A 13816-nucleotide genomic window follows, 5' to 3' on the forward strand; every position below is an offset into this window, starting at 1 on the left:
TTGAATCCTTATATGCTCATTTAGATTCTGTTTTTGTGGAAAAAGGGGATATCGTTTATCCGGATACAAAAGTCGGATTGACCGGTTATACCGGGAACATAAAGGAAAGTGGCAAAGCCTCTCATCTCCATCTGGAATTGCGGGATAGCGATTTGGAAACTTTTGATCCGGAAGATAGAATTTATTATTATCACGGTGGTATTCGGCATTTTCTGGAGCAGTTGGATTGATAGCTGAAATTGAATATTGTAACCGAGGTTACTTACAAATATCAAATAATCAACTTAGCAAGTTTTATTTAATAATAACAATTGGAATATAGATATCTACCTCTGCGTTCATCCCTTTTTGACAACGTTCATCATATAATTCAAAATCAGCAGAATTTGCTCGTTGATATTCTGAATTGGGCAGCCATTCTTTGTAAATATATTTGACTGTATTCTGAATAGAATCAGGGATTTTTCCTATAGCAGTAAAAACCCCATATTGTGCTGCAGGAATAAATTTGGAGACCATTCCTTCCGGCACATTTTCAGTATTTGTAACTTCTGCTCCGATTATGTAGGAAAAACTTTCATCTTGATTAAAATCCATACAGATCCCTAAAACCGTATCAGGATATTTTCTGTTTGGAATATCGTGAATTTGTCCTTGCTTTAGAATTTTATCCCAGAAATCGGGAATTTCGGTAAAATTTTTACCTTTATGAATAGTTGTTTTCAACTCAATTCCGATAATGGGAAAGGAATCTTTTGTGATTATTTTTGGTTTCATAATAATATTCTCCAATTTTTAATTATTTATTTTGGTTATAAATCGGACATACCCAGCCCGAGAAATAATTTTATACTAAGTTGGGTGTCTTCATTTCCGGATTGTTCAATTGTTCCCGTCAAAGATGCATTCAATAGATTTGTAATCGAATAACTTGATCCCAATTCCAGATGATTTGAGGCTAAACTATTTCCATCGGATGCAGAATATAGAAAAGTTTCTTTTAATAAATATTGTAAACGAGCAGAGGCTTGCAAGGTGATATCCGTTCCAATATTTAAATTTGTAGCTGTTTCAGGATTGAATTCCTGATAAGCGGATAGCCACGGTGAAATTGATAAAGAGCCTTTTACAATTGATTTTCTGTAGGAAAAGACAAATCTCGCCGGCAAATCTAAATTAGTGCCTATAAAATCGGTTTCTCCATTACTGAAAGTATAATGAATCCCAACTCGCGCATCGGAACCGGTCTCTTCATATTCTTGCGATCTTTCGATTGAATCAATTAGAAAATTTACTACATCATCTGAGGGGAACTTTTCGATAAATCCCAATTCTTCCATTCTTCGTAAAGCCTGATGTGTCTGCTTATAACTGTCCCAACGATTTTTTATTATTGCCATTAATATTTTCATTTCATATAAATCAACAGGTTTCAACAGCAAATCATGATCTTCCAATATTTTTACAAAATCATGAACTCTATTAAAATCACCGACAGGATATAATTTGCCATATCCGACTCCGGCAAATATTGCAGTGATTGGGTCGGGTGAGTCTTCATTCAAATTCAAAACAACTTTCGCTTGTGGTTCGCCAAATACAAATATAGATTGATTTATTACATATTTGTCATAAGTTAATCTTGCCAAGTCAGAAGACGGACCCGCTTCACCATCAAAACGAAATTCTCCGGTAATTTTTTCTCTAACTGTTGGAATAGTATGATTAAAATCAACTTGAAAATTTGTGGATATACTTGAGGATTGGATAAGTTTACGCCAGACATATCCAAAATGATAACTACCATTTCCGCTGCTTTCATCACCTTGTCCGTTATAAGTAAAATTGGCTGTTACACCATATCCAAAATCCGAGAGTTTTCTAAAATCTGATAATTTAACCGGGTTAAATCCGGTTTCAGATTGGGCAAAGCAATTCAATGTAAAAACAAGTGAAACAAACACTAAAATCCTAACTACAAAATAGATTTTTTTCAATTTCATGCGTTAACTCCTATTTGTTATTTTTGTAAATTAATTAGCATCCATCCGTAAAGGGAAATCTTGAGTTAAGTTTTTCCAACTCACAAATATAACGCTAATTAGTGTCCATCTGTAAACTCTTAAACCTTGCGGATGGTTGGAAACCTCCGCAATGGTTGAGATGTGAAAACGACCACCATTGCGGAGGTTGCGGATAACAAATCCCGTCGTAAAACAACCATCCGCAAGGTGCTAGAAAAGGCTACTTACGGACAGACACAAGTTACATCGCAATTGAATAGTAAGGTGCAAAGTTCGGTCAACCAATTTAAAAAGAAGTAACCCCGAAAAGACGATTTGAGGGTATATCAGGTTTTTCATTAGTGTACATTCTCACAGTTTCGATACGGATTTTTTACATTATGATGACGATTTTTATAATGTAATTTTTTTTATTTTTCAATGGAGGTTCCGTTAAATTTGTATTACACTTCAAGAAATTTAAAAGTTAAATGTCAAGAAAATTGGAATGAATTATATTTGTTTTTTCATTGAGAAAGCTTAGGGTAAATTTCGCTTTTTTTCAAAAAGGTTTACAAAAAGAGCAGGATTATAAAATTTGTTCTCAAAATTCACAAAAGGAAAATCTTATGAAGAAATGGATCCGGATATTCGGCAATTCATTTTCAAAAGAAGAATTTAAAACAGCATTCGATAAGATTGAGAGAGTTGGAATAGACGCTGTTCTTCTAAATGGAAATAGAGATTGTATTGAAAAATCTTTGTCTGTATTGGCTAATTTCGATCTGGAAATACACGCTTGGAAGCCGTTAAATAAAATATAAATTGAATAAAAGGAGAATTATGCTAAATCCAAAAAACTTAGTAAATGAATTAAACTTTGAAAGAACTGCCGGCTCGGAAAATGAGAAAAAAGGAAGAGTGATTCTGACCAAATATCTCAAACAACTCGGCTATTCATACGAATATGAACCTTTTGAATTATATTGCTACGAACCGGGAAAATCCGAAATACATGTGGATGGTAAAACTTTTTTTGCTTATCCTTTTGGACTTACCGAAAGTGCAGAAATCGGGGGTGAACTTGCATTTATGGAAAATCCGGATGAACTCATTTATAATTCCCAAAACTATCAGGGAAAAATCATAATCGGCAATAAATATTCTCGTCAAATCGGAAGTGCGTTGAAAAAAAGCAATGCTACCGCTTTCATCTCCATCGGACAACCATTCAAAGATGCTTCCACACGTTCGTATAGGCAGAAAGTTTATGAAGAAGGATATGTTCCGTGCTTGTCTATCAGTTTTGATGAGGGAGCAAAATTATCACGTCTTTCAGGAAAAATGGCAAAGATAAACATTGAGCAAAAGGTCGAAAAAATGACAACGCAAAACGTAATCGTAGATATTCCCGGAACAGGGGATGACCGAAATATTATTTATGCCGTTGCCCATTTTGATACGGTGGGACGAGCTCCGGGAGCAACGGATAATACCGGCGGTTCGGTAACTTTGATCAAACTTGCAGAGTATCTCGCAAAAAATCCTCCTAAACGAAATGTTAAATTGATTTGGTTTTCCGGTGAAGAAATGGGATTGCTGGGCTCACAGGCTTACGTAAAAAAGCATTTGGATGAGATCAAAGAATTTGGCAAAATTGTTGTAAATGTAGATGTTACCGGCGATGACATTGGACACAATCGGTTTGCTATCGTGGGAACGGAACAAATTCGCGGATATATTGATGGGATTTCACGGGAAAAGGGATTTATGTTCGATTCTCACCTTGATATATATAGTAGCGATAATATGCCATTTTCAAAATATGAAGTTCCATCTGTGAATTTGATGCGATTTGGCGGAAAAGCCTCTACTCATATCCACACAAAAGGTGATCATGCTCGTCATGTATCACGCAGAGGTTTGGATGTTACTATAAACGCAACCATAAATATTGTCGAAAGAATTACGAATGCAAAAATATTTCCCTTCAAAAAAGAAATTGATCCAAGTATGCGAGATAAAATACAAAAATATCTCTGGAACCTCACTCTTACAAAACCCGAACTGGAATGGACTCCGAAATACCAGAAGTGAAAAATTGTAATTAGTGACCATTCGTAAAGTGCTATTTTTCGACCTCACCCCGACCCTTCCGCCAGCTGGCGGAGAGAGGGAGACAAAAGTTCCCCTTCTTTTTGAAGAGAAGGGGTTAGGGGATGAGTTGTAAAAAGGATGAAGAATATATTTTACTTGATATGCGAGTTTACGGATAGACTCTAATTTGAGTCCATTCGTAAAGTAGCCTTTTCGAGACGTCACGGACAACTTCGTTTGAAGAGTCGGCACGGACCATTCCGTGCCGAATAAAAAGTTATCTATTAAGTTAGTTTACGTTATGTTTGTGAGTTGGAAAATCTACAGAAACTGTGAGCGTTGTTTTCAGTAGAATGGAATGTATATGATGAAACCATATCGAATTGTTAAGACAATTGATTTGCTCGATGCAAAAATTGAAGAAATGCCGGATAGATGTTTTTTTAATGAAGGAGCTTCAGCGGAAGATATTATGGATTTTGAAGTTGATTTGGGAATTGACTTGCCACTATCATATAAAATATTCCTAAATAATTATGATGGGGATTTAACCATTTCGCCATATGGCGAATCTAAGGATAAAATGGTAAAATCCGGCACTTTTATTTCTCATTCCAAACAATAATACTGGCGGGAAGGATATGAGCTATATACAGCAAACTGCCGGCTAATACCACATCAATTATCGGAAATCCTAGAAGGTAAAAAGTATAGATCAATACAAGGCACAATATTGTGAAAATTGAATACGAATACGTGGTTGCTTTGTAAACAATTTGGATTTCTCTTTCATCTAATTTGCGGAATGATGAATGGGTTAGCTTCCATAAATTTGATGTGGAAAATGCAATTCTGAAACTGATTATCAAGCAGATGAGCGGTATTATTTCCAAAAGTAAAAATATTTTTGAAAATCCAGCATACTTTATACCATAAAATAAAATAAGTGCGATGATAATGCAAAAATAATTAATTAGAACAGCACTTCTCGGTTTCATTTTTGAACTACTCATTTTGACTCCTATAATTTAGTTTGTTTAGCTCTTCACTGAGCGGTTTTAACGGTTTAATAGAAAAAATCAGATTGATAGGAAGGTTAAAATATTCACTGATACGGAAAGCCAAATCCAGACTTGGATTATATTCTTCACGTTCGAGATAACCGACCGTTTGAAAATTCACTCCAATTTTTTCTGCCAACTCTCTTCTGGAAACATTGTGTTCTTTACGCAAAACAGCAATTCTGTTATAAATCTGTCTTGTTTTCACTACATTTCTCCTTTCATTTTTAGGTGTATTAAAATTCCAGCGTAATGATGTGTCAATCTATTTGTTGTAAATATGCAATAATTAATATAATATTTTATATTGATTGTGTCAAAATACAATTCTTCAAATAAAATTAGTTGCCTTCAATGCTTGAATAAACTCTCGCTTGTAACTTCCAAAAACAAACAATGTTGTAGATTCTCACAGACACAATTAAGTTTATTCGATTATTTTTTCAAAAAAGACTGAATTCTTTCAATGTCCAAAATTAATCTGATATTCTTGACGTAAAACTAACGCTTCAAAAACTTTCGAAACCTAAAAAATTAGAAAAATAACTTAGATGAAAAGGATTTTCAATGAAAAAAAACTGGTTTAGAACTGTTTGTTTGATTATAGTTTTTCTGGTAACGGTATATTACCTTTTGCCATTAGTTGTTAAGAAAGATTATGTAAAATGTGATATTGAGGTCTATGATCAGAATAAACAAAAGATATACGAAATAGCGGAGATGGATTATAAATTGGGTAGCGAGTTATATGGCATTGCCTTTGATGAAGCGATTTCTTTGATTGATGTAAATGATTCTTTGGTTGTCTCGGGTCGTCTCCCTGATGAAATTCTAAGAAGTATTGATGCTGATATAGATTATTCACAAAATCAGAACATCAAGGTATTTGCTTTGGAAAAATTTTCAGAGGCTTCTCTCCCTACTTGGTTTAGCGAGAAAAGGTTGAAACTTGGTCTTGACTTGCAAGGTGGTATGCATTTGGTACTTGAGGTTGATACCGAGGGGCAATCTGCGGATGTTGCCGAGTCCAGCGTGAAGGGTGCTTTGGAAATTATTAGAAACCGAGTTGATCAATTCGGCGTTTCCGAACCAACGATTCACCGAATTGGAAATAACCGTATTCTTGTTCAATTGCCCGGTTTACGTGATGCAAGTCGCGCCAAAGAATTGATAGGTAAAACTGCATTATTAGAATTTAAGCTACTTGCAAATAATGAAGATATAACCCAAACCGTAGATGCTATTGATGATTATCTTGAAAACAATTATGATAAATATGCTTATCTGAAAACAATTAAAGAAACGACAGAAGAAAAAAGCGCCGTCGAAGAAACTCTCTTTAAAACCGACGATGATTTGAGTGGAGAAGGAAGCGAAGAAACTGATGAAAAGGCTGAAGGAGAAGTTGCGGATACAACCACAGCTATTTTGGAAGATAAGGAAAAGGGAAATCTCTTTTCATCATTGGTTGCTATTTATGGACAAACTCTGGTTGTGAAACCGGAAAATTTAGACCTTTTTAGAAAGGTTGTTTCTTTGCAGGAAGTGAAAGAGATCATTCCTTCCGGTATAGAAATCCTACTCGGTAAAGTTTCTCCTGATGATCCTTATGGAGCTCGTCAACTTTATTTTCTTTACGATCAGGTAGAACTTACGGGTGCAGCTCTCAAATCTGCAGATGTTCGTATCGGACAGGGAATGGACCCAAAAACTGCGGGTAAACCGTATGTTAGTCTGGAATTTGACAATGAAGGTGCACGCATATTTTCAAAAGTAACCGGTGAGAATATTGGGAAAAGATTGGCAATCGTGCTTGATAATATTGTGCATTCGGCACCGAGGATCAATGATAAAATTCGCAATGGAAGTGCGATGATCACCGGTAGTTTTACTATGAGCGAAGCAAAAGACTTGGCTATTATTCTACGTGCCGGTAATTTACCTTCACCTGTGAATATTGTCGAAGAAAGAACGGTGGGACCATCTCTTGGTTCGGATTCGATCAAAGCGGGTTTCAAAGCTGCGATTATCGGTTTGGTCATTGTAGTTCTTTTTATGGTATTTTATTATAAAACAGCAGGATTCATCGCTGATATTGCTCTGGTTTCTAATGTGCTGATAATAATGGCACTTCTCACCATGCTGAAAGCCACCTTAACTATGCCGGGTATTGCAGGTATTATTTTAACGATCGGTATGGCGGTGGACGCTAATGTGCTGATATTTGAAAGAATTCGGGAAGAACTTGATTCGGGTAAAACCGTACGCACGGCAATTGATAATGGCTATAAAAGAGCCATCATCACCATCGCTGATGCAAACGTAACCACCCTGATAACTGCAATGGTTCTTTATCAATTTGGTACTGGGCCCATCAAGGGTTTCGCAGTTACTTTGAGTTTTGGTATTCTATCTTCGATGTTTACAGCAATTGTATTCACTAAATTTATTTTTGATAAGTTGATTGCAAATAAACCTCGAAAATCATTGAGTATATAAGGGAGTTGAATATGAGATTGTTAAAAAATATAAAAATAAATTTCACGAAAAATAGAAAAATTGCATTTATCATTTCATTATCATTAATTGTTATCGGCATAGTTTCGATCGCCATACATGGAGGATTAGGTTATGGAATTGACTTTTCAGGTGGTACATTATTTGAGCTCGATTTTACTCCTGCAGATGAAACCATTGATCCAATTGAAATTCAGGAATTGAGAGATTGTTTGACATCAAATGGGTATGGAGACAGCAATATACAGAGTTTTGGTGATCCTCATCATATACTAATAAAAATAATTGCCAGCGAAGATGTGCAACAAGATCAAATAGAGATTGTTCGCATTATCCAAGAGAATTTTCCCGAATTCACTTCCGATAAGGAAATGAATGAATTGGTAAGAAGAAGCGAACACGTGGGAGCACAGGTTGGTGAAGAACTGCGTGGTAAGGCTTTTGTGGCTATCTTAATTTCACTTCTCGGAATCATTATCTATATTTGGTGGCGTTTTGAATTCACATTTGGGATTGCTGCGGTTATCGCTCTTTTTCATGATGTTTTTATCACTCTCGGATTAATATCCATTTTTAATATTGAAATTAGTATTCCAATTGTCGGTGCCTTGTTGACCATTGTGGGTTATTCGCTTAACGATACTATTGTGCTATTCGTTCGTATTCGTGAAAATCTTAAAATTTATCGAAAAGAGAAATACGAATCTATCATCAACCACAGTATAAATGAAGTGTTGTCCAGAACGATCATTACATCGCTTTCAACTTTGATTGTTGTGGTTTCATTATTTATTTTTGGTGGTAAAGTAATTCATGATTTTTCCATTACATTAATGTTTGGTGTGATTATCGGAACATATTCATCAATTTTCGTTGCCAGCCCTCTGCTCGTTGAATATCACAATTGGAAGCAGAAACGTTCCTTGAAAGATCGTCACCATCGAAGCAAGAAAAGATAATTTATCGTAGTATAAAGGACACAGATGAATCCTATTAAATTCCTACAAGGAAATATAATTAGTGTGGTTCATCTGTGTCTAATCATATAAAGTTGTGCGGATAATTTCCGGTAGATTTAAGGGGCAAAAGTTACAAGTACTTCGCAAAGGTGTTCGCCCCACTACCGATAGGGTAAAGGAATCGCTCTTCTCAATTATTCGCTATAGATTGTCCGGTGTAGATGTTTTGGATTTGTTCGCCGGTATTGGTGGTCTTGGCTTTGAAGCCCTTAGCGAAGGAGCAAGATCATGCTGCTTTGTGGATAAATCATACAAAGCGATCTCGATGTTAAAAAGCAATTGTATCCACCTTGGTATTGATGAAAACGTAGAATACTATCGCTCTTCAGCAGCGAAATTTCTTGATCAAATAAACAGCAAATCTTACGATATAATTTTCATTGACCCTCCCTACGCTCTTTACATAATTAAAAAAATTGTTAATAAGATCATTGAGACAAATACTTTAAAAGAAAACGGGTTGATAATTGCCGAAAGCCGAATTGATGAAAAAATCGAAAAGGCGGATGCGAAAATTATTAGAGTTGAAAAGTATGGTGAAACGAAGTTGACCTTTTTTGGACATTAGTAAAATGATAAAAGAAAAATATACGCAATTGTTGTTATCCCGCCAAATTGGAGAGATAACAACAATAGGTGATATGCAGAAGTTGTGCTTCATGCAACGAACTGCAAGTAATAAATAGTTTAAAAATAAATTTGACTATTTTTGTAATATATTAATGAAGGGAAATAATGATAGAAACAAAAGAAACAGAGTTAAATAAAATTCCAATTGAACATGATTGGTCTTTTGCGGATAAAACGAGAAAAGACACATCATATATTACACATGGCTTTTATACTTATCCTGCTAAATTTATTCCTCAATTGTCAGAAAGAATAATAAATGAGTTTAGCACCAAAAATGATATTGTAATTGACCCTTTTATGGGAAGCGGAACAACTGTTGTAGAAGCAATTGTAAACCATAGAATTGGAATTGGGATTGACATTAATGAAATTGCAGTGTTACTATCAAAAGTAAAATCAACACCAATTAACTATAATCTGCTATTAAATGAATTTTCAAATTTAATTTTTAAACTGCAACAAAAATTAAATGGTAGTTTTGAAAAAGAACTTAAAAATGCAAAAAAACAGTTTTCTCTAAACGAAAGAATTGATTATTGGTTTAAGCCACACATAAAAGAAAAATTGATAATAATATTAAGCACAATCCTTGAAACAGAAAATAAGGATATAAAAGACTTCTTTTTAATAACTTTTGCTCAGATATTAAAATCTTGTTCTATTTGGTTACAAAAAAGCGTAAAACCAACAAGAGATTTTAATAAAAAGGAAATTGACCCACTTTATAAATTTGAGTGGCAAGCAAAAAGAATGGTAAAGAAATTTAAAGACTTTGATAATTTATTAGATGACAATATTAAAAACAATATTTCAAACTATCGAATAATAAAAAACAATGATGCAAGAGATTTGCCTTGTGAAGATAATAAAGCTTCATTGATTGTTACCAGTCCGCCTTATGTTACTTCCTACGAATATGCAGATTTACATCAGTTATCTTTATTATGGTTTGGTTATTTAAATGAGCTATCTGATTTTAGGAAAAAATTTATTGGGAGTTCTGCTCGTGAACGAGAAAAGATAAACCTTTTAAGTAAAACAGCAGATAATGTTATTGCACAATTAGGTAATAATAAAAAATCAATAGAAGTTGAAAATTACTTTGCGGATATGTTGGAAAGTTTTATTGAAATGAAAAGAGTTTTAAAAATTGGAGGAAAAGCAGCTATTGTTATAGGAAATACAAAATTAAAAGGAGTAGATATTTTAAATGCCGAAGTTTTTAAAGAACAGTTTGAGAATATTGGTTTTAAAACTTATAAAATCATTCACAGAGAAATCCCCTCTAAAATGTTGCCTTCAACACGAGACCCCAAAACTGGCAGGTTCACAAAAGCAACAAATAATAAAAAAACACTTGCGTACCCAACAGAATACATATTAATAATGGAGAAAATTTAATTATGGCAAAATTTACAATTGATAACTTGTATTTGATTTACAACGAGTATAAGAAAAAATACAAAAGAAATGCTTATAAATATGTGAGCCAAGTATTGACTGATGCTAAACCATTGCATAAAAAGAGTTTTACTGGAAATGACCATGAACAATCATGGAGAGCTTTTAAAGGCAAAAATCTTGAGAAGCTGATTGTTTATATCATTGAAAGTGAAGTAAGTGATTTAGGTTTAAAAATAGTTGATGGTAATAAACTTGAAAGAACCAAAGAAACAAATTTATCAGAAGAATTATCGAATATTAAAAGAAACTTATTGATAGATTATGGAGAATTTGGTTACCATTTACCAGATGTTGATATTATTATTTATGAACCAAAATCATATAAAGTTATTGCCGTTTTATCAAGCAAAATAACCTTGCGAGAAAGAATAGCACAAAGTGGATATTGGAAACTTAAATTATCCTCTCAAAAGCTGACCAAACACATAAGAGTTTATTTTGTTACACCAGACGAAGATGGAACATTAACATTTAAAACACCTGCTAAAAAAGGGCGTGCAATTGTTGAAGTAGATTTGGACGGTAGTTATGTTTTAAGCGAAACCGAAATTGAAGAGAGTAATAAGGTAAAACCATTTGAGAAATTTATAGATGACTTGGTGAAATTTTTGGAGAAATAATGAAAGCGCAAGAATTAATATTAGAATCAACAACTCTATGGGACTTTCCTACACAAAATTATGGAAATAAACCACATGGAAATAATAAATACAATGGCGTTACGCCAGCTTTTATTATTTGGAATTTACTCCAACGTTATACAAAAGAAAATGATTTAGTAGTTGATCCAATGTGTGGGAGTGGAACTACTTATGATGTAGCAACGGAATTAAATAGAAAAACGGAATGTTTTGATTTGAATATTGTTAGAGATGAAATAAAAAAAGCTGATGCAAGAAAACTACCATTGAAAGACGATGTTGCGGATTTGGTTTTTATTGATTCACCATATTCAGACAATATCAAATATTCTGATGATAAAAATTGCATTGGTAAAATTTCTTGTGAAAAAGATGAGTTTTTTGATGAATTAGAAAAAGTTGCAATTGAAATAAAAAGGATATTGAAAGAAGGAAAAGTTGTTGCTTGGTTAATTGGTGACCAGTGGATAAAAAGAAAATTTACACCTACTGGATTTTTACTTTATAACAGACTTGTTAAGCACTTTGAGACTATTGATATAGTTTCAGTTACAAGACATAATCAAACTTCAAATACTGGAATTTGGCATTATAGGGCAAGAAAATATAATTTTTATTTAAGAGGTTTTAAATATTTATTCATAATGAGAAAAAGCACGAAAGCCTAACAAATGCTATACGTAATTTGGGCAATGTGCTGATATTGCAGTTTATAGTATTAAATGAAATTTAGTTGTAACTTGAAAAATTCGAGTTCCGAAGTCGGCTACTTTTCTTACACCAACCGTTGTACACCATTTGGAGACGCAATCACAGTATAGGAAAATTCGACAAAAATGATTAAATTTGCAGTGATTAATTAAATCAGATAGAATATGTTTAATACGATAGAAATAGACCGTAATAAGCTGACAATTATGGGAGTGCAATTTTCCAATTTAAAAATCTTGGAAAGTACGGCAAATGCAATTGGGAGTAATATGTTTGAAGGTTTTGAACCCACTCCGAAAGGCGTTGAAATAATTAGAGATTATGTAATTGGAAAAATAACATTGTCTGAATTGATAAAATTTGCAAAGGAAAAATCGTATGTCTGATTCTTATAAATACGTTGACCCCGATTACACCTATACTGACCCCAAAACAGGAATACTCAGAAACTTAGCGGACATAATAGACCAAGATGTTTTACTCTTTTTTGAAAGTGCAGCTGTTGCAAAACGCATACAAGAACTTTACGAAAACCCCATCAAGATAAAGGGAGTAGAAAGTCTTTTGACTATTCACAAACACTTGTTTCAAGATGTTTATTCTTGGGCAGGAAAAAAGCGAAAGGTTGAAATAAATAAAGCAGGCAAACAATTTTTCCCAACGACACATTTTGACAATGCTTTTGGCTTCATTGACACTTTAATTTCAGATTATAAAAACACATCAAAAAACGATAAACATCGAATAGCCGAGAAATTAGCTGAAATATTGGATAATGTAAATTACCTACATCCTTTCAGAGATGGAAACGGGCGAATGCAACGAGAATTTTTAAGATTATTAGCATTGGAAAAGGACTTAGTATTAAACCTGAATCCACCTGACGATAAAAAGATTTACGACCAATATATGCAAGGAACAATAAATAGTGATGTGAAAGCCTTGACAAAATTGATTTTTGAACTAATTGAAACGTAAAGAAGAAGAAAAAAAACGGTGTACAACAATGTATATAAAAAATAAGCGAGACAGCAGTAATATCAAGGATTTTAGCCAGTTTGAACTTTCTTGTAAGTTGAAAGATTTGTGCTTCGAAGTCGGCTACTTTTCTTATACTTACCGTTATAGCCAATGGAAGAAATGTCCAGCTACAACAGAAGATGTTTGAGAAGGGTATCCAACAAATTGAAATATATATCGAAAAATGAAGATATAAATCAACTATTAACGCCTCCGAATTATTAAAACTTGCAATTTGTGAATGTTTTAATAATTTAATTAGTACGCCTAATCTTATGTTATACATAAAACTGTAATTGATGATTTTTTTGAGTAAAGAAAGCAAAAATGGTAAAAGAAAAATATACGCAATTGTTGTTATCCCACCAAACAGGAGAGATAACAACAATAGGTGATACACCCAAGTTAGCATTTATTTGAATAAAAACACCATCTCAATTCTATCACAGTTGTGAGAGAATTTGAGTAAATTTGAATATGAATAAAATATCAGCATATAGCAATTTCTTCAAGGAAATAATCTACACGATTAATTCAGCAAGATATCAAGCATTCAAATCCCTGAATAAATATCATATTGGTCAGAATTTTGAAATAGGGAAAATCATTGTTGAAAACCAAGAAAGAAATCAATGGGGACAATCAATTGT

At 33.5% G+C, this 13816-nt stretch carries 16 protein-coding genes; 12 read left to right on the forward strand and 4 right to left on the reverse strand.

Going from position 1 to position 13816, the window contains the following annotated elements; genetic code table 11:
• Positions 1 to 230 (forward strand): M23 family metallopeptidase (locus U9P79_06520; protein ID MEA2104276.1); only part of this gene is annotated, 230 nt, incomplete at its 5' end.
• A 64-nt stretch (positions 231 to 294) separates the two neighbouring features.
• On the opposite strand, the gene U9P79_06525 is transcribed toward U9P79_06520, so the two are convergent.
• A complete protein-coding gene (locus U9P79_06525) occupies positions 295 to 777 on the reverse strand; it encodes a GyrI-like domain-containing protein (protein ID MEA2104277.1) in 483 nt (160 codons plus the stop codon).
• A gap of 35 nt (positions 778 to 812) precedes the next feature.
• Entirely contained in the window at positions 813 to 2003 is a 1191-nt protein-coding gene (locus tag U9P79_06530; protein MEA2104278.1) for a hypothetical protein, read from the reverse strand.
• Between the two features lie 629 nt (positions 2004 to 2632).
• Between U9P79_06530 and U9P79_06535 the strand changes: the two genes are divergently transcribed.
• From U9P79_06535 to U9P79_06545, 3 genes are all read left to right on the forward strand, one after another.
• A complete protein-coding gene (locus U9P79_06535; GenBank protein MEA2104279.1) occupies positions 2633 to 2827 on the forward strand; it encodes a hypothetical protein in 195 nt (64 codons plus the stop codon).
• A 19-nt stretch (positions 2828 to 2846) separates the two neighbouring features.
• The gene (locus U9P79_06540; GenBank protein ID MEA2104280.1) at positions 2847 to 4100 is read left to right on the forward strand and encodes a M28 family metallopeptidase; all 1254 of its coding nucleotides are present in this window, start codon (positions 2847 to 2849) and stop codon (positions 4098 to 4100) included.
• Positions 4101 to 4464: 364 nt separating this feature from the next.
• Positions 4465 to 4725 carry an SMI1/KNR4 family protein gene (locus tag U9P79_06545; GenBank protein ID MEA2104281.1) on the forward strand — a complete coding sequence of 87 codons (261 nt, stop codon included), beginning with the start codon at positions 4465 to 4467 and terminating at the stop codon, positions 4723 to 4725.
• On the opposite strand, the gene U9P79_06550 is transcribed toward U9P79_06545, so the two are convergent.
• Both U9P79_06550 and U9P79_06555 read right to left on the reverse strand, forming a co-directional pair.
• Positions 4703 to 5113 carry a hypothetical protein gene (locus U9P79_06550; GenBank protein ID MEA2104282.1) on the reverse strand — a complete coding sequence of 137 codons (411 nt, stop codon included), beginning with the start codon at positions 5111 to 5113 and terminating at the stop codon, positions 4703 to 4705. The two genes, U9P79_06545 and U9P79_06550, sit on opposite strands and share 23 nt — an antisense overlap.
• Complete coding sequence (locus tag U9P79_06555) at positions 5106 to 5369, reverse strand: helix-turn-helix transcriptional regulator (protein ID MEA2104283.1); 264 nt, start codon at positions 5367 to 5369, stop codon at positions 5106 to 5108. Before U9P79_06555 ends, U9P79_06550 begins: the two co-directional genes overlap by 8 nt.
• Positions 5370 to 5728: 359 nt before the next feature.
• On the opposite strand from U9P79_06555, the gene secD reads away from it, so the two are divergent.
• The 8 genes from secD to U9P79_06595 all read left to right on the forward strand — a co-directional run bounded on the left by secD (position 5729) and on the right by U9P79_06595 (position 13124).
• Entirely contained in the window at positions 5729 to 7660 is a 1932-nt protein-coding gene (secD, locus tag U9P79_06560) for a protein translocase subunit SecD (GenBank protein ID MEA2104284.1), read from the forward strand.
• A gap of 11 nt (positions 7661 to 7671) precedes the next feature.
• The gene (gene secF / locus U9P79_06565; GenBank protein MEA2104285.1) at positions 7672 to 8637 is read left to right on the forward strand and encodes a protein translocase subunit SecF; all 966 of its coding nucleotides are present in this window, start codon (positions 7672 to 7674) and stop codon (positions 8635 to 8637) included.
• 94 nt (positions 8638 to 8731) lie between these two features.
• Entirely contained in the window at positions 8732 to 9265 is a 534-nt protein-coding gene (gene rsmD, locus U9P79_06570; protein MEA2104286.1) for a 16S rRNA (guanine(966)-N(2))-methyltransferase RsmD, read from the forward strand.
• 167 nt (positions 9266 to 9432) lie between these two features.
• The gene (locus U9P79_06575; GenBank protein ID MEA2104287.1) at positions 9433 to 10731 is read left to right on the forward strand and encodes a DNA methyltransferase; all 1299 of its coding nucleotides are present in this window, start codon (positions 9433 to 9435) and stop codon (positions 10729 to 10731) included.
• 2 nt (positions 10732 to 10733) lie between these two features.
• Complete coding sequence (locus U9P79_06580) at positions 10734 to 11414, forward strand: BsaWI family type II restriction enzyme (GenBank protein ID MEA2104288.1); 681 nt, start codon at positions 10734 to 10736, stop codon at positions 11412 to 11414.
• Positions 11414 to 12103, forward strand: coding sequence for a DNA methyltransferase (locus U9P79_06585; GenBank protein MEA2104289.1), 690 nt, complete (start codon positions 11414 to 11416; stop codon positions 12101 to 12103). Before U9P79_06580 ends, U9P79_06585 begins: the two co-directional genes overlap by 1 nt.
• A gap of 207 nt (positions 12104 to 12310) precedes the next feature.
• Positions 12311 to 12532 carry an antitoxin VbhA family protein gene (locus U9P79_06590; protein ID MEA2104290.1) on the forward strand — a complete coding sequence of 74 codons (222 nt, stop codon included), beginning with the start codon at positions 12311 to 12313 and terminating at the stop codon, positions 12530 to 12532.
• The gene (locus U9P79_06595; GenBank protein ID MEA2104291.1) at positions 12525 to 13124 is read left to right on the forward strand and encodes a Fic family protein; all 600 of its coding nucleotides are present in this window, start codon (positions 12525 to 12527) and stop codon (positions 13122 to 13124) included. The genes U9P79_06590 and U9P79_06595 overlap by 8 nt, the downstream gene beginning before the upstream one ends.
• Positions 13125 to 13816: the final 692 nt, after the last annotated feature.

It is taken from the genome of Candidatus Cloacimonadota bacterium (genome assembly GCA_034661015.1).
GTDB lineage: Bacteria > Cloacimonadota > Cloacimonadia > JGIOTU-2 > JGIOTU-2 > JAYEKN01.